Raw genomic sequence first — 25,835 nt, 5'->3', positions numbered from 1 at the left:
CTTGCCGCCATGACGAGCGACCGAGAAAGGGTTCGCTTAGCTGCGCAGGCTCTCGATCAGGTAGTTGAGGCTAGGGCTCTCTTCTAAGTTACTGGTCGGGATGACGTTGTACTTAGGCGGCACCAGCCAGTCGCGCTGCACCAGCTCGTCGAGTAGATCCAGGTATTGCACGCTGGTCTTACCCACGAGTAGGTTGTCCAGGCTGCGGGTCTTAGACAGGTGTAACATATCCAGGAAGCCGCTCAGGTAGAGGTGATCCTTAGTGAAGCCGCCGCCGCGATAGACGCGGGCCGTGGTCATGAAGGCATCATCCTTGTCCATCTCCAGCTCATCGATGAGATAGCTGTAGGTGAGATAGAAGTCCTGCTCCTTGAGCATTGAGTCTACCGCCAGCACGCGCGCCGCCAGGGTGTTGAGGCGTGAGTGGGCCATGAAGCCCGCCTTAAGCTCCGCCAGAATCGCCAAACCTTCCTGGGTATAGGTCGAGCCGGGTAGACCCAGACGCAACACCTTAAGCGACTGCTGCTTGGCGTTGAGCGTGGTGGCCATGTGTACCCCAAGCTCATGTTGGATCAGCCGCTGCACCTCACTCTCGTGGAACTGGGCATGGGTGCTGATCGCCAGCTGCGCCGGATTGGAGCAGACCATGGCGCGGGCAACGATGGCGCCGCTGAGGCCAATCTTACAGCGCATCTGCCACTGCTCGGCGCTCTGCTTCATCATCTCGCACACCTGATGGGCATCCAGGCTTTCCCCTCTCTCTTCGGGGATCTCCTTGGCGTACAGCAGGAACTTGGCGTTGGCGATGGCACTCTTATCCGGGCGGCCATGATAACGCAGCGAGTTGTAGACGAAGCCTTCCTGACCGACGCTGGTCAGGAGATCTATCTGTTCGCCCAGCTTGTTAACGATATCCTTGTAGAGCTGCTTAAGCGCGGGATCGGCAATATTGTCTATGGGCAGACGATAGAGACGATACTTGAACTCGTTGGCATCGATAGGCAGCTGACGATAGGCAAAATTTGGCTTGAAACGACTCGGCGCCTTCATGAAGCGTCGACGCTCGGCCGCCAGGTTGGTCGGGTTGACATACTTCAGCGTGTCGACCTTCTGTGCCAGGCGGAACAGGGCGGCGTCTATCTCCAGCACCTCGGGCTCGATGGCGCTGCTGAGCATGTCGGCGCTACGGGTCTTGCTCTGGCGATTGAGCTTGCGCTGGAAGTAGGCGCTGGTGGCGCTAAAGGCGTTCTTAAGTCCCAGCTTGAGATCGTCCAGCACTATGGGGTAGACCTCGCCGGTCAACTCATCCATAAAAACCTTCTTGATCTCCGTCGGCAGCACTAAGGTGCGGTCGAAGCGGGCGTTGGTGTGGGCGATCAGGTAGCCGCGGCCCTCGAAGGCCACGTCCAGCTCGGCGTCCACCTCTACGTTGGGCAGGGTGATGGTCTTGAGTTCACGCTGGAACTTGTGGACCACGCTGCCCCAGCGCTCCATATCGATCTGCGAGGTGCCTATGTTAAACACGGGGGTCGCCTTCTCGATACGCTTGTAGTTGTAGGAGTGCAGGTCGAACACGATCACCATGCCGAACATGCTCTCCAACTTGGCGATCAGCGCCTCGTAGAGTCGATAGAAATCCTGGTGTTTGGCATGGCTGATGGCGCGCTGCTTGGCACTTAGCGGCTTGCGCCACACCTGCTTCATCCAGGCGGACTTGTAGTAGGTACTCAAGCTCTTAGGGCGATTGAGATCGTACTCGAAGCGCGAGTCGCTGCCGGCCAGGGTAATAGGCTGGGAGGCGATCACCTCGTCGGTGAAGGGATCTTCCTCGAAGTAACGCTCCTCTGCGCTCAGCTGACATAATTTGATCAGCTCAGGGCGCAGGTTGTGCCCCGCGTGAATCGCGGTGCACACTACGGGCAGATACTCTTGGATGGTTATCACACAGCCGGAGGAGGCCAGTTGGCCTGAGAATGTCTCCCCGCGTTTAATCAGGGAGAGCATCTGGTCGAGACTATAGATTTGCATTTTCTACCGCTTGACGATATGCACTCTTACGTTGCACCAATAGCTCTTTGGAGTTGATGATGTTTTCGGCGAAATCGATCACCTGCTTCTGCAGGCGGACGCGGTTAAGCTTGTTGATACGCGTGATGCCGCCTGGGCTGAGGACGTTAACCTCGACCAGCTTGTTGCCGATCACATCCAGGCCTGTGAAGTAGAGGCCGTCGCGCACCAGCTTAGGGCCGATGGCGGCGCACAGCTCGCGCTCTTCACGTGTAATTGTGTGTCTGACCACGCTGCCGCCGGCATGGACGTTAGATCTGAACTCGCCAGAGGCGGGTACGCGGCGCATGGCGCCAATAGGCTCGCCGTTGAGCATCAGGATGCGCTTGTCGCCTTCCTCGGCGCCTTCGATGTAATCTTGCAGGATCACATAGTTGCTCTGCTCGTCGGTGCCGATATAGAAGTCCAGCAGCGAGCTGAAGTTTTGGCGGGCGCTCTTTTCGATTACGATAACGCCATGACCGCCGAAGCCGTTGAGTGGCTTGAGGATCATCTTATCGCTTTCGCTCTCTTCCAGCACACGTTGCAGGTAGTCGCGGTTCTTCGACACGTGGGTGGCAGGAATATATTGGCTCGCCGCACCGCTCATGCTGGCGGTGTAGAGTTTGTTGTTAGCGACTCTTAACCCTTCGAGATCGTTGATGATCAGGGTGTCGCCCTTTACCGAATCCAGGAAGTTAAGCGCCAGGTTATCCAGCGGCGGATTGGCGCGCATAAAGATGCAGTCGAAGCCGGCCATGGGCAGGCGCGCCTTATGAAATTCGGCGGAGCGGTAAAAGCGGGGAATGTTGTCCGATATCTTCATCCCTTTCTTGATGATTTGACAAAACCCGTAGACGCTACTGTCACGAATGGTCAGGCCACTGGTCGTGGTGATGGCAACGGTATGACCACGCTGCGCGCACTCATGAACTAATCTCAGGGTGGTATCGGTTTCAGGATCGATACGCTCCCACGGGTACATCAAAAAACAGATGTGCATTCTTTAAGCAACCTCATCTTCTGGGGGAGATTCCACATATTCATACTGTTCAACACGCTTATTAGTCGTGCTGTTTAGGGTGTGGAACTTTTTTGGTTCGCGGGTAAGCTTAGTGTATTTCAACCATACATGCTCAAGCTTGGTATTAGCCTTGTTGGGGTGTTTTAGTACCTTAACAAAGTGTTTTTCCTCTGCAGTTTCAGGCTCGAGATCGCCTGCTTCAAAGGCCTGCATAGTGTCGCCATATAGGCTCAACAATTCAGCTTCAGACAAGGTGAACTCTCCGGACTTACTGAAGCCGCGGGGAAAGTTTTTGTCATCAAAAAAACGCTTTTGACCAAAACGAAATGAATCTTCTGACATAACAACCTCTCACTGTGATAGCAACGCTGTAACTACAGGGTTTTTCGATCGCGAAATTATGATTTTTGTCGTTAAAAGAGAAACAAAACTTTTTTATCGTCACCATTAGGATTAGTTGTTATTCTCTCGGTGAAATTGACCGAGAGAATAAAATGGACGTCAAAGTATTTAAGACCTTTTTAGAGGTGGCCAGAACCCGGCATTTCGGCCGTGCGGCGGAGAATCTCTATATCACCCAGGCAGCCGTGAGCGCCCGTATTAAGCAGCTGGAGTCCTTCTTCGACTCCGCGCTGTTTGTGCGTAATCGCAACAGCATTCAACTCACCACCTCGGGTGAGCGTCTGGTGCCCTACGCCGAGGTGATGGTGAGCACCCTGGAGCAGGCGAAGAACGAGTTGGCCCTGACCAACCATAAGGCGTTGCAGCTGACCATGGCGGGGACGCCTAACATCTGGGATGCCTACCTGCAGCACTGTTTGAGTAAGGTGACCGATGCCTTCGGTGGCTATGGCTTTCTGGCCGAGGCGCTGAGTCGCGAGCAGCTCAACCGCAACCTGCTGGAGCGAACCCTAGACATGGCTTTTGCCTTCGATCCGCTTAAGTCGGAGGAGCTGGTGTGTAAGCAGGTGGCCGACCTTATCCTGGTGTTGGTCTCGACTCGCCCCTGCGATCAGAGCGAGGCGCTGAGCGACAAGTATGTCTATGTGGATTGGGGCACACGTTTCGCCTCCGAGCACGCCGAGCGCCACTATCGCATGCCGCCACCTTATCTGCGTACCTCCACCGGGCGTATCGCGCTGGATTTTATTCTGGATAAGGCGGGGGCGGCCTATCTGCCGCTGTCTATCGTCGAGCCGTTCCTGCAATCTAAGCAACTCTATCTAGTAGAAGGGGTGGAGCCCTGGAATCGTCCCATCTATCTCTCCTACCGCAAAGACAGCGGGTCGCTGGAGGCGATCATCAAGATTGAGGAGCTGGTCAAGGAGATAGACCCTCTGACCGCCTTCAGCCTGCAGCAGATAGGTCAGCTGGGCTGATCTGCTTGAACTGACTCTGGTGAAATGAGTAAGAGGAGACCGGCTAATCGTCGGCCTCCTCTTTTTGTTTGCGCTTGATGGCGATGCCAATACACAAGGCGGCGCCGCCCCAGGTCAGCGTCAATGCAAACAGCATCATGATAAGGGCGCTGTGACTCATGTTTTACCTCCCGGATGTTGGTCTGGATAGCCGGGCGACTTGCTGGTGAAGTTGATCAGCACCGCAAAGAAGAGCATGGTGCCCACCAGGCCCCAGCCTAAGAAGAGCTGATCGGCAATGGGGTAGTCGCCATAACCGTTGACTAAGGTGTTGTAGAGATTCTTCGCCAATATGGTGGCCAGAATCGCCGGGCTGATGAAGCGCAGACAGACAACAAACCAGCCGCCGACCCTAAACTCCGAATTTTCATTGGCATGCTGATGGATCACCGTCACCTTGAGCAGCCAGGTGATGATCACCAGCTCCAGCAGGCAGCTGAGCAGCAGGGCGATATTGTTAATAAAGTAGTCTACTAAGTCCAATAGCAGCAGGCCGCCATTGGTGGCAAAGGCCATGGAGACCAGATAGCCCAGGCTACACACCAGCACGGCCGCGGGCTTGCGGCGCACATGAAACTTGTCGATCACTGCACTGGTCACCGCCTCTATGATGGAGATGTGAGAGCTCAGTCCGGCGATCACCAGGGCGATGAAGAAGAGGGGCCCGAGAATATAGGGCGCTGGCATCAGGTTGATGGCCGTGGGTATGGTGACAAATGCCAGGCCTATCCCCGAGCTGACCACTTCGGTCAGCGGTTTCATCTGCTCCTCTGCCATATAGCCGAGCACGCCGAAGATCAGAATCCCCGCCAGAATCGAGAAGCCGCAGTTGATCAGTACCGTCATGAAGGCGTTGTTGTTGATGTCGGCCTTGGTCGGCAGGTAGCTTGAGTAGGCGAGCATGATGGCGAAGCCGACGCTGAGGGTGAAGAAGATCTGGCCGTAGGCGGCGGACCAGACCTGGGCATCCAGCAGGCGGCTAAAGTCGGGCTCGAACAAATAGTTGAGCCCCGACAGGGCGCCGGGCAGAAACATTATTCGGCCAATAAGGACCAGCACCATGATAAACAGCATGGGCATCATGATCTTGTTGGCGCGTTCGATTCCCCCTTTGACGCCGGTAAAGACCGCCATAAAGGTCATCAGCCAGGCGATGCTCATGGCGATAGCTATGCCGATTTGAAACTCGCCCAAGTGAGAGGGTGAGTTGTTGCCGAGTTTAAGATAATGATTGAAGAAGAAGTCATTGGGATTGTCTCCCCAGGCCTGACTGAAGGAGAAGCCGAGATAGGAGAGGGTCCAGCCTATGATGGCCACATAATAGACGGCGATCACCGCGGCGATAAACACCTGAAACCAGCCGAGCCATTCGAGTCTAAAGCCGAGGGTGTGGCCGAGCTGGGCGAAGATGCGCGGTGAGGTCTTCTTTATCTTATGGCCCAGGCTAAATTCCATGATCATAAAGGGGATGCCGGCGGTGATCATGGCGAACAGATAGGGGATGAAGAAGGCACCGCCGCCGTTGTCATAGGCCATGTAGGGGAACCGCCAGATGTTGCCCAGGCCGATGGCAGAGCCGACTGCCGCCAAAATAAAACCTACCCTAGAGTTCCACTGCTCTCGTTTCATCGATCACCTCGAGCCTCGCGCCTTTTAACAGTAATTCTAGACGCTTATGTCGAGGTGGGGCAGAAATTGTCCTGCCCATGCTTGGCTAGATAGTTGGTTAGAGAGCTGACTAGAGAGTCGGTTATTGCACAGCTTAATACTTGGAGTTAGTTGCCCCGCTCGAGGGATTTTAGCTGGCGGTAGATAGCCTTATTGGCCGGTGTGGCTATGCTGTACTTGGCGGCGCGGCTCAGTAGGTAGCCGGTGATCGCCTCGATCTCCGTCTGGCGGCCATGGTGGATATCTTGGTGCATGGAGGAGTAATTACTAGCGGTAAGCTGGATCACCTGATAGACGCGCTCGGTCAGCTGCGCTTGGTCCAGTGTTATCCCGTCGGCGTTTGCGACGGTAACTACCTCCTGGACAAGTGCAAATATGGTTGGTTCGAACTCAGCACCGGCCAGCTCGCCGTTGCGGCAGTCGTTGATGGCGGTCAGTGGGTTGATGGCGATATTGATGGCGAGCTTCTGCCACAGCATGGGCAGAATGGGCTCGCACCACTCGCTGTTGTGGATCGCTCCAAGTAGCGCTTGGCGTAGATTGTCCGCAAGCCTTGGTCCCTGAGCGTGACCAACTTGTGTCAGCCCTGCACCGGTTTGTCTGATCTGCCACCTCCCCAGTTTCAGGGCGCCCTGCGAGGTGGTCCCCAGGCTAAGGCCACGACCAGCTAGATGGGGCGCCACGCTAAGGTGTGGGCCCAGGCCATTGTGCAGCAAGAGTATGTGGGCATCGGTCGGGAGGGCATCTAATAGTGGTAGCAGGGCCGCCTCGACCTGATAGGCCTTGACGCAGACGATTAGCAGCTCGCAGCTGGCCAGCATTGATTTGTCGATAAACTGCGCCTGGCGCGTAACTGTCTTGCCTTCGAGATTGGTGAATTCCAGCGTCTGGCTATCCGCGCTTGCGTCTCTACCCAGCAGCGCGGGCATGACTCCGTATGCCGATAGCTGGTGGAAGATCAGCTGACCTATGGCGCCGGCGCCCAGGATCACTATCTTACTCGCATGAGTCATATCACTTGTCGTCATGACTGGGTCTTGGCCCGGGTTTTACCGATCACGGCGGCCTTGATATAGCGGCGGTAGAGCCAGAGGCCGAAGTAGAACAGCAGCACACCCACCATGTCGGCGATGAAATCGGCGCTGGAGGCGCTGCGATAGGGCAGGCGCGACTGCACCAGTTCGATAAAGAGGGCATAGCCGGCCAGTATGCCTGCCAGGCTGTACCACTTAGGTTCGAAGGCGAGATGGGTCAATAGCGCCAGACAGAAGAAGCTGCCCAGATGACCAAGTTTATCCATGTGTGGGATCACTTGTGGGTAGTTAGGGCGGGAGAATACCAGGTAACTGATCACTATGATGGCAAGAAGAAGCGCTATCTTAAAAAAGGTTTTTCGAGAATTCACGGGTCGCTTAGGTTAAGTGGTTTTGCCCAATCATAGGAAAATGTCATCTTAAAGTCATTAAGAAACGCCTGTTGTAACATTAAGAATTTTTGGCGCTCACAGGCCCGAGCGGGTAAACTAGCGGGCAGATAAAGTGGCTAAATAGAGGATGATAAATATGCCTTCGATGGATATCGTATCGGAAGTAAACGAAGTTGAACTGCGTAACGCGGTAGACAATACGCGCCGCGAACTGGATAGCCGTTTCGATTTTCGCGGTGTCGAGAGCGAAGTCTCCTATAAAGATCATCAGGTGACCCTGTCATCTGAGTCTGATTTCCAGTGCCAGCAGATGGTCGACATGCTGCGTAATCAGCTGAGCAAGCGTAACGTAGACCCTGCCTCTATGGACGTGGCCGAGAAGGCGATTCACAGTGGCAAGACCTTCTCGCTCAAGGTGACCTTTAAAGAGGGGATCGACAGCCTGGTGGCCAAGAAGCTGGTGAAGCTGATCAAAGACAGCAAGCTTAAGGTGCAGGCCGCCATTCAGGGCGACTCGATTCGAGTGACCGGCAAGAAGCGTGATGATCTACAGGCGGTGATGGCGATTGCCCGCGAATCGGATCTAGGCCAGCCGTTCCAGTTCAATAACTTCAGAGACTAATTCTTGTCTGTTTCAGGCTAAGGAGCGTCAAGCTCTGATTAAAAAGCCCCGCCGGTGAGCGGGGCTTTTTATTGTCTGTTGTTTATACCGTCGATTACATACGCTTAGACAGCTAGTCTCTCGCCTGCTGCCCATTAGATGAGTCCAGAGACTCGGCCTGCTCGTCGCCATTGGGATGGGGGGCGTATTTCTGCACCAAGACAATCAGCCCCAGCACAGGGAAGCCGATGACGCTGGCGGCGACGAAGAAGTTCACATAGCCGTAGGCATCGATATATTGGCCCGAGAAGCCCGCCACAAACTTGGGAAACAGCAGCATGATGGAGGAGAGCAGGGCATACTGAGTCGCGCTGTAGCCACTGCTGGTCAGGCTGGAGAGGTAGGCGATAAAGGCCGCGGTGGCGACGCCGGCGCTGAAGTTGTCTATGGAGATCACCACAGTCAATAGCTCTAGGTTGTAGCCGATCATCGCCTGATAGGCGAAGAGTAGGTTGGTGACCGCCACCATGAAGGCGCCCAAAAAGAGGATCTTCATGGTGCCGTAACGGGCCAGCAGCATGCCGCCGGCGCCTGCTCCCACTAAAGTCATGATCAGGCCGTAGACCTTACTGAGGGTGGCTATTTCCGTCTTAGAGAAGCCCATGTCCACATAGAAGACGTTGGCCATGATCCCCATGACGATATCTGAGATCCGGTAGCAGGAGATCAGCAGCAGGATCAGTATGGCGCTACGCCCATAGCGCTTAAAGAAATCGATGAAGGGCAGTATGCTGGCGGTATAGAGCCAGGAGGCCGCCGCAGCCACGGGCCTGGGGTAGCGCTCTGATAGGCACTGCTTCAGGTCTGATTCTATCTGGTCCGCCTCCTTGGCCTCGACCTTGGGCTCGCTGCTCAATAGGGTGGTGAAGATACCGATAAACATCAGGCCAGCCATGACCAGGTAAGCAGTCTGCCAGGAGGCGAGATCATAGCTCTCGCTATTGGGATCGACCCAGGCGGCTATGGTCAGGGCGCCGGCGGTGGCGACAATCATGGCGCTACGATAGCCCACCTGATAGGCGGCGGCGAGGGCGGCCTGCATCTTCTGCGGCGCCGATTCGATACGAAAGGCATCGATAACAATATCTTGGGTGGCCGAGGCGAAGGCCACCATGAGGGCGAACAGCGCCAGGCGCTCCAGGTCGGCCAAGGGATCACTCTGGCTCATGCCTAAGATGGCGAGCACCAACAGCATTTGGGCGAAGAGCATCCAGCCGCGGCGCCGTCCCAATATTTGGGTGAAGAAGGGCAGCGACATGCGATCCACCAGAGGCGACCAGGCCCACTTAAAGCCATAGGCGAGGGCTATCCAGCTGAAGTAGCCGATGGCGGTGCGATCTATGCCTGCTTCCCGCAGCCAGAAGGAGAGGGTGGAGAACACCAGCATCAAGGGCAGGCCGGCGGAGAAGCCGAGAAACAGCAGAATCAATACCCGCTTGTGGAAATAAATGGTGAGGGCGTCTCGCAATCGGGAAACTCGGGATGCAATCAAAATAGCAGTCGGCGTTGTCAGGCTAGGTGGGGTTAGCTTAAACGCTGGCGCCGCAAATAAAAAGTGAAAAATCCGTCATGAAAAAAGCCCAGTCCCGAAAGACTGAGCTTGGCTTTTTGACGACTTACCTTAGTAAAGATAGTCGCTATGACATTGAGCTTGGCCTGGTACCGACACAACAACTTGGGCAGGTGCCACCGAGACTGAGAAAATCGCAGCAATCGTCTATCTGCTTTCGCAAAAACTGATTGCCCCGTATGGTCCAGTCGGGCCACCTGTCGAAGGCGTGTATCAAGTGCCAAAACACTCGCTCGATATCGGTTTGCGCATCACCCTGATGATTGAACTGTGCCCACTCTTCAAGGGTGTCCCATAAGTAAAGCTGGATCTCATTGAAATCGAGTTGATTATTTAAAAACGCTTTTCCATATTGAGCCAGCTGGGGCGCTTTATTATCGATGAACTCATTGGGTGTCATCGTCCGCCTCCTTGCTACTACAGGCCTAAGTATAGCCAGTGGATTGAACGCCAGTTGTCTGAGATAAAAAATTTAATGTTCTGATTTATGGCACTTTAATGAAAGAAACATCAATCTTGAATTAAAGTGCCATTAATATTGAATGAATGCAAAGCCTTATAGGTTTTTCAAGCCAGCAGACACCATCTATTGCCTAGGTAGCAGGGTCGCCTTCTTGAGGATGATCGGCTGCACCGGGAAGTCGGGCCAGCCCAGCTTGGTATTGATCTGCGTCTCTACTTCGGCCATGGCTTCCAGTACTTCCATCCCCTCGGTGACTTCACCGAAGACGGCGTAACCCCAGCGACGCTTAGAGGGGTCAAGACGCTTGTTGTCACCTACGTTAAAGTAAAATTGCGCAGTGGCAGAGTGTGGATCGTCTTCGCGGGCCATGGCGATGGTGCCCAGGCCGTTGCTCAGGCCATTGCCCGACTCGTTAACGATAGGCTTGCCATAGGGCTTCTCTTCCAGCTTGGGATTGAGGCCGCCGCCCTGCACCACGAAGCCAGGGATGATGCGGTGAAACAGGGTGTTGTCGTAGTGGCCCTTGACCACATAGGTGAGAAAGTTATCTACCGTGATGGGGGCACGCTTACGATCCAGCTCGACCACTATATTACCCATGGTGGTTTCCAGTTTGACCTTGGGATAGATGGTGTCGCTCTGAATGTCCAGTGCCTGCGCCAGGCCGGAAAAAGCGAGTAATAGTAGGGCGCCAAGCCAGATTCTCATGTGAACTTCCTTATCTTAGTTATTGTTGGATGAACTGGTTGAGTTCGGGGTCGTTGATTATCTTTGCGGTCAGATCGCCGAGCAGATCGTTGACCGACAACTCCAGGGTCGCAAAATCTGCGCTAAAGGGGCCCGATACCAGGTTACGGGCAGTATAACGCTTGGTAAAGGTCTTGCTTTCGTTACTGGCGATCACATTGATAATGATATCGTTGGTCGCCTGATAGCCAAAGGTGGTGTCGCTGACATCGGTCAGCAGCTTTTCCAGTTGCAGCTGCATATGGTTCACCGAGCTTGGGTCGATGCGATATCCCGCCTTGGTAAAGCCGTCGCGAAACACCTGCTCTAACTGGCGGCGTGGCGACTCAGATGGGCTCACCAGCCTGGCGGCATCCCCTTCATTATTAAAGCGGGCAATAAAGTTAGCCGAGCGGGTATCTATCATCTCGATGGCGATGGGCTTGGCCGGGACCCCTTGAGATTCAATCGCAGGCAGTTGCGGATTGAGCGCCATATGGGTCGGCGTATGAGAGGCGCAGCCAAACAGCAGGCCAGCACAGGCGATGATGGGAATAAATCGTTTCATAGCGGAAAATCATGCTGTAAAAAAGGTGGCATCAGCATACCAGAATCCTCATTGGATGCCAGTGGGTGACCTGTTTGTTAAGGCTTTGTTGCTCGCCGGGGTTTTAACTTAAACCAGAAAGCGTTAGAGTAAAAATTCCACTAAAAAGGCGCGGCCAAGTGGCCGTCAGCCAGATAACAAAGATAAGAAAGATAACAAGCAATGAAGATGGATATTCAATCCGGCGCGGTGCAGACCCTGGGGGCGCCGGATAGCCTGATCTCAAACTCGGGCCAGGTGCAATATGGTCACTTCGATGGTCCGGTCAAATCCTTTGGCCTGGAGCACTTTCGCTATACCAATGTGATGGACAAGCCCGCCAGTCATCTCGCGCGGCATTTTCATTTTAAGCAGTTTCAGTTTGTCTCTGTGGTGACGCCAAGGTACGTGATTGGGGTCGCCATCGCCGATATCCGCTACGCCGGCACAGGTTTCTGTTACCTCTATGACATCAAGGCCAATCAGCTGGTGGAAACCACCTGGCTCAAGCCCCTGGCCATGGGCTGCCAACTGGCAGACTCCCCCTGGAATGGCCGGGCGCAGCTCTCTAGCGGCAAAGGGAAGGTGACCATAGAGATAGTCGAGGGAATATGGCAGCTTAATGTCGACACGGGGCAGATCAAGGCCGAGTTGGTGCTCACGCCTATGCCCCTTAGCCTGCCCATGGCCATGTGCAACCCGACAGGCTATAGCGGCTGGACCTATACCCAGAAGCACAACGGCCTCAAGGTAGGCGGCAGCCTCACCATTCATCATGAGCCACAGCCCCTCAACCGTGCCCTGGCGGGCTATGATTTTTCCGCCGGTTATATGCGCCGTGAGACCAGCTGGCGCTGGGCCAGTATCAATGGCTATCAGGGCGATGATTTGCTCGGCCTCAACCTGGCGGCGGGGGTGAATGAGACCGGCTGCAACGAGAATGTATTTTGGGTCAACGGCGAGCGTCATCTGCTGGGGCCGGTGCATTTTGCCTTTAGCCGCGCGCCCGAAGTACATGACGATGCCAGCTGGCAGATAAGCTCCCAGGACGGCCGGGTGGCGCTCAACTTCCGCCCGCTCAATCGCCGCCAGGAGAAGCTCAACCTCTGGCTGCTGAAGAGTAACTTCAGGCAGTACCTGGGCTATTTCGACGGCGAGATCCGCGATGGCCTGGGGCGTACTCACTACATAGATAATCTGCTTGGCTTAACCGAAGATCACTTTGCCCGCTGGTAGGGACGTTGCTCGCTGGTAGGACGTGCTTAGGAAATAACTTAGGGAATATAAAGGAATAATTAGATGGATTTTAATTCACTCATCGCGCACCCCGAGGTGCTGTTACTCGTGCTGGCGCCGCTGTTTTTTGTCTGTATCCTGGCCGAGTGGTATTTTGGGGACCGTCGTGGTCGTCTGCCCGATAATGCCCGCTATCATCTGCCCGAGGTGCTGTGTAACTTTACCCTGGCGGGCCTGCATCAGGGAGCTGATATTCTCACCGGGTTATTGATCGCCAAGCTTTATCTGTGGGCGTTCGACTGGCGTCTGCTGGATATTCAGATGGGCCTGGGCAGCTTTATCGCACTGATTATTGCCCAGGACTTCTGTTATTACTGGTTCCACCGCGCCAGCCACAGGGTGCGCTGGATGTGGGCGGCCCACGTGGCGCACCATAGCTCGGAGCGCATGAACTTCAGCACCGCCTTCAGGCAGAGCCTGATGTACCCCTTTGCCGGCATGTGGATCTTCTGGCTGCCGCTGGTGGTGGTCGGCTTCGATCCTAACTGGGTGGTGTTTGCCGTGCTGCTTAATCTGGGACTGCAGTTTTTCGTCCATACCCAGGCGATTAAGACGCTGGGGCCGCTGGAGTGGGTGTTTAACACCCCATCCCATCACAGGGTGCACCATGGGCGCAATCCGCAATATATAGATAAGAACTACGCCGGGGTGTTGATCATCTGGGATCGCCTGTTTGGCACCTATGTTAAGGAAGAGGAGACGGTGGAGTATGGCATCACCAAGCCGGTGAACAGCTTTAATCCCTTGGTGGTTACCTTTAGCGAGTGGAAGGCGATGTTTAGCGAGGCTTTCTCGCCTGGGCTAAGCCTTAAGCAGCGCCTTGCTTTGATGTTTGCACCGCCGGCGGCGCCTGAGCCGCAAGATAAGATTGCCGATGCCGATGCCGATGCCGAGCCCGAGCGTAAGCTTGCCTCATAAAAGCAAGGTTAATAAAAGCAAGATTAATAAAAGAATCGCTTGGTGATCTAGAGGGAAGTAGTCTCTAATTAACCGTTAAGCTCGACTCATAAAAAAAAACAGGGCCCAGGCCCTGTTTTTTGTGTTCGCAAGTTAAGTTACGCGCTGGTCAGATTCGGTCTGCTGGCCGAGCCATCAGCTTTGGTGGTCTGGCTCGTTCACATCTTTAGCCGGTTTAACCGGCTCTTTTGCTGACTTGATGGCCCGCAAGATCACAAACTTGCCGTTAGAGGCGGCTGTTTCGCAGTTTTTAAAGATCCGCTTGAGCTTGACGTGGTAGCCCAGGTGGCGATTGCCCACCACCTGCAACATGCCGCCTGGCCTGAGCTGGTGGAAGGCATCTAGAAACATCTGCCAGGCGATATGATCTGTAATAGCCTCACCCTGATGAAAGGGGGGATTACAGAGCACCAGATCCGGTTTCACCTCATCGCCCAGGTGGGTCAGGCAGTCATCCCAGTGAAAGTGCCCCTGAGGCTTGGCTTGCTCTGGGTTATCGAGCTTGTTCGCCTGCCAGTTTTGTCTCGCCGAGGTGATGGCCATCTCTGAGTCATCTACGAAATGAACCTCAGCGTTCGGATAACACTGCTTGGCCCGCAGCCCCAGGATGCCGTTGCCGCAGCCGAGATCCACTATGGTGTCGAAATGGCCTTCGGGCAGATTGTCCAGCATGATGCGGGCGCCGATATCCAGCTTGTTGGCGGCGAAGACATTGCTAAGGTTGCTGATGCTGAGGTTAAACTCCTTCACCGCCCAGCTCACCTCGCTCGGCAGGGCTCTTGGTTTACCGTCGGCGATACAGGTGATCACCCGGGTCTTCTTCCAGGCCAGGCTGGCGCTGGCAGGCCCCAGATGCTTGGCGATGGTCTCCAGCAGCGCCTTATTGATCGACTTGGCCTTGGCGCCAATATACACAGGGGTGTTGGGCGCCAGCGACTGAGACAGGCGCTGCAGCTGGTGGATAAAATAGTTGAGGTTCTTCGGCAGTTTCATCAGCACCAGGTTTATGCCTTGGGGCGGCAGCTCGCGGCTGTTGAGCCAGGTGAGGTTACTATCGCTAAGCCGATTAGCGTTGAAGTTTTGCAGCGTGCCTAGCTGACTCGTCTTAGCATCTGTCTCTACCCAGATAGGCCAGTCGGCCGCCTGGGCGGTGAGGGCGGCGCACAGGGCGCCGAAGCTGTCGTTGATGACGGCTGTGTTATCAGCCTTCTGCTCAATCTCCTTTAGGTGTTTTATCAGGTGCTCGTCCGCTGCATCCCAGGCCTGCAGGTTAGAGACCTGATTGGCGGGATAACGGGAGAGACTCAGCTCGATATCGGCAACGGAGAATTGAGTTGTCATGGCTAGGCTGCTACTTTGAAAATTGGGGCGGCGATTATCGCAGATTTGCTCCGCGAGGTATATGCCTGGCGATGTGTGAGTTAGGTGACTAGGCGAGTAGGAAGCGACAAATGCAACAGCAAGGGTTTGGGTTTGAAGATATAGGTCACGAGGCCAAAGATGAAGGGGCTGCGCAGCAACAGACTCCCAGGCCGCCTATTACCCTGATCCCTGGGTATCTCAATCAGGCTCAGCAAGGCGCCTTGATCGATGAGGCCGAGCACTATCCCTTCAGCCGACCAGCGCTGACACTCTTTGGCCGCACCCATCCCATCCCCAGACGTCAGGTATGGTTTGGCGACGACGGCTGCGATTATCTCTATTCAGGCCTCTTCATTCGCGCCGAGCCTTGGCCCAAGTATGCCCTGCGCCTGCGGCAGAAACTGCAGCGTGACTTTGGCCTGGTAAGCAATGGCGTGCTGGTCAATCATTATCGTGACGGCAGCGACACCATGGGCTGGCACAGCGACGATGAGGCCGAGATCGTGCCGGGCTCGGATATCGCCTCAGTGACACTCGGGGCCAGTCGCTCTTTCTTTCTGCGCCATACTCAGAGTAACACCAAGGTCGAGCTGATGCTCAATAGCGGCGATCTGTTGATCATGCACTGGCCCATGCAGTCGAGCTGGCAACATGCGCTGCCGAAACGAGCCAAGGTAACCCAGCCTAGACTAAACTTGACCTATCGGCATTTAATTCCACACTTTCATCAGGGGTAAAGTGATCGCGCCGAGGCGGGAAGTGTAAGCTAGCTCTCACCTTTGCAGGGATGAAAGTTTTATTCTCATCGTGAGCAGGTGTGTCGCACAATGTCTGTGTGACCCTATAACCACCAGAAGGAGTTGCTTATGAATAAGATGTTCGTGACCACGGTAACGGGTATTGTCACCCCTGGGGTGGTGAAGGCGATGGCTAACCTGACCCGTGAGGCGGGTGGCGAGTGGTTAAGCAGCAAGGTGATCAAGATGGATGCCTGGTTTGCCGCCTTGATGAAGGTAGCGATCGCCGGGGATAAAGTCGCCTCACTGCAGGCCGATTTTGTGCAGCAGTTCCCCGAACTTGTCTTTAGCTTCAGCGACATGGCCGAGGTTTTGAGCGAACACACCCGCAGCCTGAGATTTAATGTGGACTGCTCAGACAGGCCCGGACTGACGCGGGAGATAGTCGATATCCTCTCCAACCTGGATCTCGAGGTGGAGCAGATGGAGTGCAACCGGGTCCATGTCTCTACCCTGGGGCAGACGGTATTCTCGGCCAAGTTGGCTGTATCCGTGCCCGATGAGATCAGCGGCGACAGCATTATCGAGCTGTTGGAAAACGTCTCCCAAGATGCCAGAGTCAGCCTGACCTAAGCTAGAGGCAAGGACTGTGGGTTAAGTGATCGCCTGCGGAGTCTGGGTGATGGAGAGTTGATCTTTGTTGCCACTCACAGTACTCTGCGGCCACTTAAGTTTTCTATTCGATAGAGACGATAGCCATGTCAGTAAAACAGCAGATAATCGATACGCTCACCCAAGTCTTAGCCCCTGTGCATCTTGAGGTGATCAACGAGAGCGACAACCACCATGTGCCGCCAAATTCCGAGACCCACTTTAAGGTGATCGTCGCCAGCGCCGCGTTCGAGGGCCAGCGTCTCATCGGCCGTCATCGAGCAGTCAACGAGGCGCTCAAGGCGCAGTTCGACGCCGGGCTCCATGCCCTGTCTATGCACACCTTTACCCCCGAAGAGTGGGACCAAGAGGTGCAGGTGCCTAACTCGCCAAAATGTAAGGGCTAAAGGTGTAAGGGCTCAACCCTAGCAACCGGCCCTAATGACCCATATGATTGCGCCATACAAAGACCACAGCAGGTAACCGCCGCTGTGGTTTTTTGGTTTCTAGGCCTTGAGCTAAGTTCACTTTACTTTCCCCGGCACCTACCGCATATTGTGTAGGTCTATCGCGGCGCGAGGGAACACCCTGTCGCCGCACGCCATACTGGTGCTCAGTATGTTGGCAAGTAGATAGTTTGAGCATCACCATTTTGGGAGAATAATAATGCCGTTACTCGATAGCTTCACCGTAGATCATACCCGCATGAACGCCCCTGCCGTGCGCGTCGCCAAGACGATGACCACCCCCAAGGGCGATACCATTACCGTCTTCGATCTGCGTTTCTGCGTGCCTAATAAGGAGATCCTGAGCGAGCGCGGCATTCACACCCTGGAGCATCTCTTTGCTGGCTTTATGCGTGACCACCTCAACAGCGATCGTGTCGAGATCATCGATATCTCGCCCATGGGTTGTCGTACCGGTTTCTACATGAGCCTCATCGGCACGCCGAAAGAGGCCGAAGTGGCCGAGTGTTGGTTGGCCGCCATGGAAGATGTGCTCAAGGTCAAGCAGCAGTCTGAGATCCCTGAGCTGAACGAATACCAGTGTGGCACCTATGAGATGCACTCTTTGGAGCAGGCCAAGGAGATCGCCAAGAACATCATCGCCGCCGGGGTGAATGTGAATCGCAATGACGATCTGAAACTTAGCGATGAGATCCTAAAGGGTCTGTAACTTCGCCTCGGAATTTAGCGTCATCAGAGTGCTAATCTGAGTGGTAAAATGTCATAAAAAGCAGCTTAGGCTGCTTTTTGGCTATCTGTATCGTCTTTTTAGTGCTTGGTGGCAGTGTGCATCTGGCTCGTGATGCTCAAATAGACGCCGACTTCTGCCTGAGTTTGGCTTATGGTGTGGTTAAACTTTAGTCGAACAGTCCGGCTTTTCGCCGATTTTTTATGCGTTAAAAAGAGGTGAAAAAAAGCGCGTTTTAGGGGGCGATTTTGCTTCGCAAATCCATATAACCCTGCTAGGACAGGGGGCTAAATTAATTTCCGTTTACCTAAATCATAAAAATCTCTCGAACTGTGATCTACTCCTCACTGTAAAAATCCCCGCATCCCTTTTAAAACACCCGTATTTTTCATGGCGATAAGCAATTATTTACGGTAAAATGCGCCCGACCAGCGTGATTGCGATCGCATTTCTGTAATAAATCTGCGCTAGCTCAATGCGATAGCTGATGTTTGAAATCTATCTCATTTAGCAGGAACGCGACGCATTATCTTTCCTTCATAAACGTAGTGCTTGTGGATATGATTACAATAAAGAAAGGATTGGACCTGCCTATAACAGGCGGACCAGAGCAAGTTATCCATAATGGCCCAGCCATTAAACACGTAGCTACTTTGGGTGAAGAGTATATTGGCCTGCGCCCCACGATGAAGATCAAAGTGGGTGATAAAGTGCAGAAAGGTCAGGTGATTTTTGAAGACAAAAAGAATCCTGGCGTTAAATATACTGCTTTAGCCAGTGGCACCATCTCAGAAATTAACCGGGGCGCCCAGCGTGTTCTTCAGTCTGTCGTCATCGAAGTAGAGGGAGACGACAGCGTTTCTTTCGCTAAATACGATGCCGCAGCGTTAGACACCCTAGAGCCGCAACTCGTACGCGACAACCTGATCGAATCAGGTATGTGGCCTGCATTGCGCACGCGTCCTTTCAGCAAAGCACCCGCAGTTGACTCAACGCCTGCCGGTATTTTTGTGACCGCTATCGATACCCAACCGCTTGCTGCCGATCCTGCCGTTATCATTAACGAGCACAAGGAAGACTTTGCCAATGGCTTAAGAGTCCTTGCACGATTGACTGAAGGTAAGGTGTATCTGTGTAAGGCGCCAGGAGCCGATATTCCTGCGGCCAACGCACAAGTCGAAGAGTTTGCCGGTCCGCACCCTGCGGGTCTTGCTGGTACTCATATCCATTTTGTTCTGCCTGCATCGGCTAAACGCACCGTTTGGCATGTTGGCTATCAAGATGTGATCGCAATCGGTCAACTATTTACTACTGGTGAGCTAAACACTCAGCGCGTGGTAGCGATTGCGGGTCCTAAGGCGCTTAAGCCTAGACTCGTACGCACTCACAGTGGCGCCTCTATTGCTGAGCTAACTGCCGGTGAAACAGCCCAAGGCGATGTACGCGTTATCGCAGGTTCTGTGCTTTCTGGTAAGACGGCAACTGGCCCACACGCCTACTTGGGACGTTTCTTTAACCAGGTTTCTCTGCTTGAAGAAGGCCGCGAACAAGAATTTATCGGCTGGGCTATGCCTGGTGCCAACAAGTTCTCTATCACGCGCGCTTTCCTGGGTCACCTGTCACCGTCTCGTCTGTTTAACATGACGACCAGCACAGGGGGCTCTGACCGTGCCATGGTGCCTATCGGCAACTATGAGCGTGTTATGCCTCTCGACATTCTTCCTACCATGCTATTGCGTGACCTGGTGTCAGGCGATACCGACGGCGCAGCTGCCTTAGGCGCGTTAGAGTTAGACGAAGAAGATTTGGCACTATGTACTTTCGTATGTCCTGGTAAGTATGACTACGCGTCGTACCTACGCGACTGCCTAGATACGATTGTGAGGGAAGGCTAATGGGCTTGAAACAGTTTTTCAAAAGTATTGAACCCCAGTTTGAGAAGGGCGGGAAATACGAGAAATGGTATGCGCTGTTCGAAGCGGCATACACGGTATTTTATACCCCAGGTCACGTAAACAAGGGGCGTACCCATGTGCGTGATAACTTAGACCTGAAGCGTATGATGATTACGGTTTGGGCCTGTGCATTCCCTGCGATGTTCGTGGGTATGTACAACGTGGGTCTTCAGGCACAAGATGCCTTGCTCGCTGGCTTTGCGACGCCGGATACCTGGCAAACTGCATTGTTTGGCCTGTTCGGTACTGAGCTGACGGCTGACTCGGGTGTTGCTGCCCTGATGTGGTATGGCGCCTGTTGGTTCCTGCCTATCTACGCGGTGACCTTCGCCGTGGGTGGTATCTGGGAAGTGCTGTTTGCTACGGTACGTGGCCACGAAGTTAACGAAGGCTTCTTCGTTACCTCTATCCTGTTTGCCCTGACACTGCCGGCAACCATTCCGCTATGGATGGTGGCGCTGGGTATCACCTTCGGTGTGGTCGTGGCGAAAGAGATCTTCGGTGGTACCGGACGTAACTTCCTTAACCCAGCACTGGCTGGCCGTGCCTTCCTGTTCTTCGCTTACCCGCTAAACATGTCAGGCGACACCACTTGGGTGGTTGCTGACGGTTTCTCTGGTGCGACGGCGCTGAGCCAAGCGGCACAGGGCACACTGGAATATGGCTTTAACCAAGCTTGGTGGGACGCCTTCCTTGGTTTCATCCCAGGTTCTGTTGGTGAAGTGTCTACGCTGGCGATTCTGTTAGGTGGTCTGGTCATCATCTATACCCGTATCGCGTCATGGCGCATCGTTGGTGGTGTGATGGTCGGTATGATTGCCGTCTCTCTGCTGCTTAACGCTATCGGTAGCGACACTAACCCTATGTTTGCGATGCCTTGGTACTGGCACATGGTACTGGGTGGCTTTGCCTTCGGTATGATGTTCATGGCGACTGACCCAGTTTCTGCGTCTTTCACCAACCAAGCGAAGTGGGCGTACGGTATTTTGATTGGTGCTATGGCCGTATTCATCCGTGTCATTAACCCTGCTTTCCCAGAAGGTATGATGTTGGCCATCCTGTTTGCCAACCTATTTGCGCCGCTATTCGACCACTTCGTGGTTCAAGCGAATATCAAGCGGAGGATTGCTCGTGGCTAGTAATAAAGATTCGTTCGGTAGAACGCTGTTTGTTGTTGTTGGATTATGTTTTATCTGTTCGGTATTCGTTTCTACTGCGGCCGTACTGCTTAAGCCAACTCAACAAGAAAACAAATTGCTTGATAAGCAAAAGTACATTCTTGAAGCCGCTGGCCTGGTAGACACTAAGTCTGGTGAAGTCAGCAAGGCTAAGATCCTTGAGACTTACGACAAGTATGTTGAAGCTAAGCTGGTTGACCTTAAGTCTGGTGACTGGGTTGAAGGCAACGCCGACACATTCGACACAGAGAAAGCGGCTCGCACCCTAGAGACCTCTTTCAAGCCTGAGCACGACATCGCTTCAGTTAAGCGTGTGGCGAACAAGGGCGTGGTTTACCTGGTACGTGATGACGCTGGCACACTACAGACAGTGATCATTCCGGTTAAAGGTTACGGCCTATGGTCAACCATGTACGCCTTCCTGGCCGTTGAGTCTGACCTGAACACAGTTCGCAGCTTGGTGTACTACGACTTTACCGGTTCGGGTGAAACTCCGGGCCTAGGTGGTGAAGTTCAGAACCCTAAGTGGATCGCCAAGTGGAAGGGTAAGAAGCTTTATGATGACCAAGGCAACCTGGCTATCAAAGTGACTAAGAACCCTGCCGTTGCAGAGAGCGTTCACGGTGTTGACGCACTATCGGGTGCAACACTGACCAGTAATGGTGTACAGCACTCACTGGATTTCTGGTTGGGTAAAGAAGGTTTTGCACGTTTTCTTGAGAAGGCGCGCAACGGAGGACTGAGCTAATGGCTGACGCAAAAGAACTTAAACAGGTTCTGACTGGACCTATCATTAGTAACAACCCGATTGCGTTGCAGATCCTGGGGGTATGTAGTGCCCTGGCGGTAACCAGTAAGATGGAAACTGCCTTGGTAATGACCATAGCTCTGACTGCCGTAACGGCCTTGTCTAACTTGTTCATCTCTATGATACGTAACCACATTCCAAGCAGTGTGCGTATTATCGTTCAGATGACCATTATCGCTTCACTGGTGATCGTGGTTGACCAGGTACTGCAAGCTTATGCCTATGACGTGGCTAAGCAGCTGTCGGTATTCGTGGGTCTGATTATCACCAACTGTATCGTAATGGGCCGCGCCGAAGCTTACGCGATGAAGACGCCGCCTATGATGAGCTTCATGGATGGTATCGGTAACGGTCTGGGTTATGGTGCCATCTTGTTGTCAGTTGGCTTCGTGCGTGAATTGTTTGGTAACGGTTCGCTATTTGGTGTCGAGATCCTAAGCAAGATCTCTGAGGGCGGCTGGTATCAGCCAAACGGTCTGCTTCTGCTGCCACCAAGTGCGTTCTTCCTGATTGCATCGTTGATCTGGATTATCCGTACCATCAAGCCAGAGCAAGTTGAAGCAAAAGGATAAGCGTAATGGAACATTATATTAGTCTATTAATCCGTTCTGTTTTCATTGAAAACATGGCGTTATCCTTCTTCCTTGGTATGTGTACCTTCTTGGCTGTGTCTAAGAAAGTCACCACGGCCATGGGCTTAGGTGTTGCCGTAATCGTGGTATTGGCAATTTCAGTACCTGTTAACCAAATCATCTATCAGGGTATTTTGGCTCCGGGCGCCTTGGCCTGGGCTGGTGTACCCGATGCAGACCTGAGCTTCCTTAAGTTCATCACCTTCATCGGTGTGATCGCGGCGCTGGTTCAAATCCTTGAGATGGCATTGGATAAGTATTTCCCACCGCTATACAACGCGCTGGGGATCTTCCTACCGCTGATCACAGTAAACTGTGCGATTTTCGGTGCGGTTTCTTTCATGGTTGAGCGTGACTACAACCTGGGTGAAAGTTTAGTGTTCGGCATAGGTTCAGGTATCGGTTGGGCACTTGCGATTGTGCTGCTGGCCGGTATCCGTGAGAAGTTAAAATATGCTGATGTCCCTAATGGTCTGCGTGGTCTAGGTATTACCTTCGTGACTGCGGGTTTGATGGCGCTAGGTTTCATGTCGTTCTCAGGTGTGTCTCTGTAATAGAGACACCTTAACGGCTTCTGATTTTGAACCTTTAAGGATAAGTTAATGGGTATTATTGAATCTACTCCAATCGATGTATACCTCGGTGTGAGTATGTTTACAGCCATCGTACTGGTCTTGGTGTTGGTGATTCTGTTCGCCAAATCAAAACTGGTTCCGAGTGGCGATATTACTATCGGCATCAACCATGATGCGGATAAAGCAATTAAAACACCGGCGGGCGGTAAACTATTGGGCGCTCTGGCTAGTAACGGTATCTTCGTATCGTCAGCCTGTGGTGGCGGTGGTTCTTGTGGCCAGTGTAAGGTGATCGTTAAGTCTGGCGGCGGTGATATTCTGCCAACAGAACTCGACCATATCTCTAAGGGCGATGCCCGTAACGGTTGTCGTCTGTCTTGTCAGGTCAACGTTAAGTCAGATATGGAGATCGAACTGGAAGAAGAGATCTTCGGTATCAAGAAGTGGGAATGCAGCGTTATCTCTAACGATAACAAGGCGACCTTCATTAAAGAGCTTAAGCTGGCTATCCCTGATGGCGAGTCTGTGCCTTTCCGTGCCGGTGGTTACATCCAGATCGAAGCGCCTGCGCACCATGTTAAGTACGCCGATTTCGACGTACCAGCAGAATACCGTGGTGACTGGGAGCACTTTGGCTTCTTCAAGCTAGAGTCTAAGGTTGACGAAGAGACAATCCGTGCGTACTCAATGGCGAACTATCCTGAAGAGGAAGGTATCATCATGCTGAACGTACGTATCGCGACACCGCCTCCACGTAACCTGTCACTGCCTTGCGGTAAGATGTCTTCATACATCTGGAGCCTGAAGGCTGGCGACAAGGTGACTATCTCTGGTCCATTCGGTGAGTTCTTCGCGAAAGACACCGATGCCGAGATGGTATTCATCGGTGGTGGTGCAGGTATGGCGCCTATGCGTTCACACATCTTCGACCAGCTCAAGCGTCTTAAGTCTAAGCGTAAGATGAGCTTCTGGTACGGTGCGCGTTCTAAGCGTGAGATGTTCTACGTTGAAGATTTCGACGGCCTGGCGGCTGAGAACGATAACTTTGTATGGCACGTGGCCCTGTCTGACCCACAACCCGAAGATAACTGGGATGGTTACACTGGCTTCATCCACAACGTATTGTATGAAAACTACCTACGTGACCACGACGCGCCAGAAGATTGTGAGTTCTACATGTGTGGACCTCCAATGATGAACGCGGCCGTTATCGGTATGCTTAAAGATCTTGGTGTTGAAGATGAAAACATCCTGCTGGATGACTTCGGCGGCTAAGCAATCATTCTTGTGATATTATTGCCGTGATTATCGTGCTCCCTAAGGCGCCCAAAGGCCCTTAGGGAGTGTGTTACCGGGTTATCATTAAGGACAATGGTCAATATGTATAAGACCTTTATCAAGGGGTTAGTCCTGGCGGGACTAGCCTTTTTTATTTCGGCCTGTAGCCAACCTGTCAAGATGATCTCCATGTCTGGGCAGACCATGGGCACCACCTACCACATCAAATTTGTCGGCGACAAGCAGATGCCCGACGAGCAACTGCTGCAGGCGGAGATCGACCTCGCGCTTGAGCAGGTGAACGATCAGATGTCCACCTATCGCAAAGACTCAGAGCTGTCGCGCTTCAATCAGATGACACTCGAATCTAGCCTGGCGGTATCCCCCGATACGGCCAAGGTAGTGCAGACGGGTATCGATCTCTATCGCAAGACAGATGGCGCCCTGGATATCACCCTGGGCCCGCTGGTAAACCTCTGGGGCTTCGGTCCCGACAAGCGTCCGACTCGCGTGCCAAGCGCCGAGCTGATCGCCGAGACCAAGGCCAAGACGGGTATCGAGTATCTTAAGGTCGATGGCCTTAAGCTGAGCAAGACCAATCCTGCTTTGTATGTCGACCTTTCCTCCATCGCCAAGGGCTTTGGGGTCGATAAGGTGGCCAAGCTGCTGAGCAAGTATCAGCCCAAAGGTTATCTGGTGGAGATAGGAGGCGAGATCAGTCTCTTCGGCGTCAAGGCCGACGACAGCCCTTGGGTGATCGCCATAGAGCAGCCCGATGAGGATGAGCGCGTGGTGCAGCAGCTGCTGGAACCTGGCAACATCGCCATGGCGACTTCGGGCGACTATCGCAACTACTATGAGGAGGAGGGGCAACGCTTCACTCATATTATCGACCCGCGCAACGGCTACCCGATCGACCATAAGCTTGCCTCTGTGACCGTGCTGGCTAAGGAGAGCATGATCGCCGACGGTTACGCCACCGCCATGATGGTGCTGGGCACAGAGGCCTCGCTGGCGCTGGCCGAACGTGAGCATCTGGCCATCATGTTGATCGAGAAGCAAGCGCAAGGTTTCAAGGTCTACTATAGCGATGCCTTTAAGCCCTACGTGGGTTTGTGATAGAATAGCGTCCATCGGTGCGCCGGCCCGCTTAATATAGTGGCTAGGCGCATTTTGAATGCAGTCTTGCATGTCGGTTGATTAGCTAGCCTATGAGCTAGTCAACTAGTTAGCGAATGATTAGACACATAAGCGAAACAGCCACTTATGTGTATCTGGAGTCAGTGATGAGCACTTTTTTAGCGGCTTTTGTGGTATTACTACTGTTTTTCGTTCTTATGTCTATCGGCTACCTGGTGAAACAGAAGGCGGTTGCCGGCAGCTGCGGTGGTCTGGGTGCCCTGGGTATCGAGAAGGCCTGTGACTGTGACGACCCATGCGATAAGCGTAAGGCGAAGATGGCCGAAGAAGAGGCCCGTCGCGAGAAGCTGGCCAAAGATCGTATCATCTAGCCCACGCCTGTGAGGCGTCATTATTAAAGGTCCCATTCGGGGCCTTTTTTTGTTACCCCTGTTTTTCATTACTCTTCTCCGAGACTCCTCTGCTCCTTAGCGCCTTGTGCTTA

28 protein-coding genes are annotated in these 25,835 nt (G+C 53.5%); 16 read left to right on the top strand and 12 right to left on the bottom strand.

Annotated elements, in window-relative coordinates; translation table 11 throughout:
• Window positions 1-36: 36 nt before the first annotated feature.
• From SHEW_RS14965 to SHEW_RS14955, 3 genes are read right to left on the bottom strand one after another with little or no spacing between them, the layout of a single operon-like run.
• Window positions 37-2,028, bottom strand: coding sequence for a flavohemoglobin expression-modulating QEGLA motif protein (locus tag SHEW_RS14965; RefSeq protein WP_011866697.1), 1,992 nt, complete (start codon window positions 2,026-2,028; stop codon window positions 37-39).
• Window positions 2,015-3,049 (bottom strand): glutathione synthase, encoded by a 1,035-nt coding sequence (gshB, locus tag SHEW_RS14960; RefSeq protein ID WP_011866696.1) that lies wholly within the window; start codon window positions 3,047-3,049, stop codon window positions 2,015-2,017. The genes SHEW_RS14965 and gshB overlap by 14 nt, the downstream gene beginning before the upstream one ends.
• Window positions 3,050-3,052: 3 nt before the next feature.
• Entirely contained in the window at window positions 3,053-3,412 is a 360-nt protein-coding gene (locus SHEW_RS14955; protein ID WP_011866695.1) for a MaoP family protein, read from the bottom strand.
• A gap of 152 nt (window positions 3,413-3,564) precedes the next feature.
• Between SHEW_RS14955 and SHEW_RS14950 the strand changes: the two genes are divergently transcribed.
• Entirely contained in the window at window positions 3,565-4,449 is an 885-nt protein-coding gene (locus SHEW_RS14950; protein ID WP_011866694.1) for a LysR family transcriptional regulator, read from the top strand.
• 43 nt (window positions 4,450-4,492) lie between these two features.
• Here SHEW_RS14950 and SHEW_RS20740 read toward each other — a convergent pair whose 3' ends face one another.
• The 4 genes from SHEW_RS20740 to SHEW_RS14935 all read right to left on the bottom strand — a co-directional run bounded on the left by SHEW_RS20740 (window position 4,493) and on the right by SHEW_RS14935 (window position 7,561).
• Window positions 4,493-4,609 carry a MetS family NSS transporter small subunit gene (locus SHEW_RS20740; RefSeq protein ID WP_150099973.1) on the bottom strand — a complete coding sequence of 39 codons (117 nt, stop codon included), beginning with the start codon at window positions 4,607-4,609 and terminating at the stop codon, window positions 4,493-4,495.
• Window positions 4,606-6,117, bottom strand: coding sequence for a sodium-dependent transporter (locus tag SHEW_RS14945; RefSeq protein WP_011866693.1), 1,512 nt, complete (start codon window positions 6,115-6,117; stop codon window positions 4,606-4,608). The genes SHEW_RS20740 and SHEW_RS14945 overlap by 4 nt, the downstream gene beginning before the upstream one ends.
• A 146-nt stretch (window positions 6,118-6,263) precedes the next feature.
• Entirely contained in the window at window positions 6,264-7,184 is a 921-nt protein-coding gene (locus SHEW_RS14940; protein WP_011866692.1) for a ketopantoate reductase family protein, read from the bottom strand.
• Window positions 7,181-7,561 carry a VanZ family protein gene (locus SHEW_RS14935; RefSeq protein ID WP_011866691.1) on the bottom strand — a complete coding sequence of 127 codons (381 nt, stop codon included), beginning with the start codon at window positions 7,559-7,561 and terminating at the stop codon, window positions 7,181-7,183. The genes SHEW_RS14940 and SHEW_RS14935 overlap by 4 nt, the downstream gene beginning before the upstream one ends.
• Window positions 7,562-7,718: 157 nt before the next feature.
• On the opposite strand from SHEW_RS14935, the gene SHEW_RS14930 reads away from it, so the two are divergent.
• Window positions 7,719-8,204, top strand: coding sequence for a YajQ family cyclic di-GMP-binding protein (locus SHEW_RS14930; RefSeq protein WP_011866690.1), 486 nt, complete (start codon window positions 7,719-7,721; stop codon window positions 8,202-8,204).
• Between the two features lie 112 nt (window positions 8,205-8,316).
• Here the strand turns inward: SHEW_RS14930 and SHEW_RS14925 are convergent, their stop codons facing one another.
• From SHEW_RS14925 to SHEW_RS14910, 4 genes are all read right to left on the bottom strand, one after another.
• Complete coding sequence (locus SHEW_RS14925; RefSeq protein ID WP_011866689.1) at window positions 8,317-9,735, bottom strand: AmpG family muropeptide MFS transporter; 1,419 nt, start codon at window positions 9,733-9,735, stop codon at window positions 8,317-8,319.
• Window positions 9,736-9,880: 145 nt separating this feature from the next.
• A complete protein-coding gene (locus SHEW_RS14920; protein ID WP_011866688.1) occupies window positions 9,881-10,213 on the bottom strand; it encodes a hypothetical protein in 333 nt (110 codons plus the stop codon).
• 186 nt (window positions 10,214-10,399) lie between these two features.
• On the bottom strand, window positions 10,400-10,984 hold the full coding sequence (locus SHEW_RS14915) for a peptidylprolyl isomerase (RefSeq protein ID WP_011866687.1): 585 nt from the start codon (window positions 10,982-10,984) through the stop codon (window positions 10,400-10,402).
• 19 nt (window positions 10,985-11,003) lie between these two features.
• Complete coding sequence (locus tag SHEW_RS14910; RefSeq protein ID WP_011866686.1) at window positions 11,004-11,570, bottom strand: YajG family lipoprotein; 567 nt, start codon at window positions 11,568-11,570, stop codon at window positions 11,004-11,006.
• Between the two features lie 201 nt (window positions 11,571-11,771).
• Here SHEW_RS14910 and SHEW_RS14905 point away from each other — a divergent pair, with 201 nt between their 5' ends.
• Window positions 11,772-12,824, top strand: a complete 1,053-nt coding sequence (locus tag SHEW_RS14905; protein ID WP_011866685.1) for a DUF2804 domain-containing protein — start codon at window positions 11,772-11,774, stop codon at window positions 12,822-12,824.
• A gap of 63 nt (window positions 12,825-12,887) precedes the next feature.
• Window positions 12,888-13,802, top strand: coding sequence for a sterol desaturase family protein (locus tag SHEW_RS14900; protein ID WP_011866684.1), 915 nt, complete (start codon window positions 12,888-12,890; stop codon window positions 13,800-13,802).
• Window positions 13,803-13,976: 174 nt separating this feature from the next.
• Here the strand turns inward: SHEW_RS14900 and SHEW_RS14895 are convergent, their stop codons facing one another.
• The gene (locus SHEW_RS14895; protein WP_011866683.1) at window positions 13,977-15,182 is read right to left on the bottom strand and encodes a methyltransferase; all 1,206 of its coding nucleotides are present in this window, start codon (window positions 15,180-15,182) and stop codon (window positions 13,977-13,979) included.
• A 110-nt stretch (window positions 15,183-15,292) separates the two neighbouring features.
• Between SHEW_RS14895 and SHEW_RS14890 the strand changes: the two genes are divergently transcribed.
• The 12 genes from SHEW_RS14890 to nqrM all read left to right on the top strand — a co-directional run bounded on the left by SHEW_RS14890 (window position 15,293) and on the right by nqrM (window position 25,722).
• On the top strand, window positions 15,293-15,940 hold the full coding sequence (locus SHEW_RS14890; protein ID WP_011866682.1) for an alpha-ketoglutarate-dependent dioxygenase AlkB family protein: 648 nt from the start codon (window positions 15,293-15,295) through the stop codon (window positions 15,938-15,940).
• Window positions 15,941-16,069: 129 nt separating this feature from the next.
• Window positions 16,070-16,573, top strand: coding sequence for an ACT domain-containing protein (locus SHEW_RS14885; RefSeq protein WP_011866681.1), 504 nt, complete (start codon window positions 16,070-16,072; stop codon window positions 16,571-16,573).
• A 125-nt stretch (window positions 16,574-16,698) separates the two neighbouring features.
• Window positions 16,699-16,998: a BolA family protein gene (locus SHEW_RS14880; RefSeq protein ID WP_011866680.1), complete on the top strand. Its 300-nt coding sequence runs from the start codon at window positions 16,699-16,701 to the stop codon at window positions 16,996-16,998.
• 259 nt (window positions 16,999-17,257) lie between these two features.
• Window positions 17,258-17,767 (top strand): S-ribosylhomocysteine lyase, encoded by a 510-nt coding sequence (gene luxS / locus SHEW_RS14875; protein ID WP_011866679.1) that lies wholly within the window; start codon window positions 17,258-17,260, stop codon window positions 17,765-17,767.
• 578 nt (window positions 17,768-18,345) lie between these two features.
• Window positions 18,346-19,680, top strand: coding sequence for a Na(+)-translocating NADH-quinone reductase subunit A (locus SHEW_RS14870; RefSeq protein WP_011866678.1), 1,335 nt, complete (start codon window positions 18,346-18,348; stop codon window positions 19,678-19,680).
• Window positions 19,680-20,879 (top strand): NADH:ubiquinone reductase (Na(+)-transporting) subunit B, encoded by a 1,200-nt coding sequence (locus SHEW_RS14865; protein WP_011866677.1) that lies wholly within the window; start codon window positions 19,680-19,682, stop codon window positions 20,877-20,879. The genes SHEW_RS14870 and SHEW_RS14865 overlap by 1 nt, the downstream gene beginning before the upstream one ends.
• On the top strand, window positions 20,872-21,666 hold the full coding sequence (locus tag SHEW_RS14860; RefSeq protein WP_011866676.1) for a Na(+)-translocating NADH-quinone reductase subunit C: 795 nt from the start codon (window positions 20,872-20,874) through the stop codon (window positions 21,664-21,666). Before SHEW_RS14865 ends, SHEW_RS14860 begins: the two co-directional genes overlap by 8 nt.
• Window positions 21,666-22,298 carry an NADH:ubiquinone reductase (Na(+)-transporting) subunit D gene (locus SHEW_RS14855; protein WP_011866675.1) on the top strand — a complete coding sequence of 211 codons (633 nt, stop codon included), beginning with the start codon at window positions 21,666-21,668 and terminating at the stop codon, window positions 22,296-22,298. Before SHEW_RS14860 ends, SHEW_RS14855 begins: the two co-directional genes overlap by 1 nt.
• Before the next feature lie 5 nt (window positions 22,299-22,303).
• On the top strand, window positions 22,304-22,912 hold the full coding sequence (nqrE, locus tag SHEW_RS14850) for an NADH:ubiquinone reductase (Na(+)-transporting) subunit E (protein ID WP_011866674.1): 609 nt from the start codon (window positions 22,304-22,306) through the stop codon (window positions 22,910-22,912).
• 48 nt (window positions 22,913-22,960) lie between these two features.
• Window positions 22,961-24,208 (top strand): NADH:ubiquinone reductase (Na(+)-transporting) subunit F, encoded by a 1,248-nt coding sequence (nqrF, locus tag SHEW_RS14845; RefSeq protein ID WP_011866673.1) that lies wholly within the window; start codon window positions 22,961-22,963, stop codon window positions 24,206-24,208.
• Window positions 24,209-24,313: 105 nt separating this feature from the next.
• Window positions 24,314-25,330, top strand: a complete 1,017-nt coding sequence (locus SHEW_RS14840) for an FAD:protein FMN transferase (protein WP_011866672.1) — start codon at window positions 24,314-24,316, stop codon at window positions 25,328-25,330.
• Window positions 25,331-25,497: 167 nt separating this feature from the next.
• On the top strand, window positions 25,498-25,722 hold the full coding sequence (gene nqrM / locus SHEW_RS14835; RefSeq protein WP_011866671.1) for a (Na+)-NQR maturation NqrM: 225 nt from the start codon (window positions 25,498-25,500) through the stop codon (window positions 25,720-25,722).
• Window positions 25,723-25,835 lie beyond the last annotated feature (113 nt).

The sequence above is a fragment of the Shewanella loihica PV-4 genome, from assembly GCF_000016065.1.
In the GTDB taxonomy this organism is placed as follows: domain Bacteria; phylum Pseudomonadota; class Gammaproteobacteria; order Enterobacterales; family Shewanellaceae; genus Shewanella; species Shewanella loihica.
The sequence above is the reverse complement of the archived record's forward strand: the minus strand, read 5'-3'. Positions and strand labels throughout refer to the sequence as shown.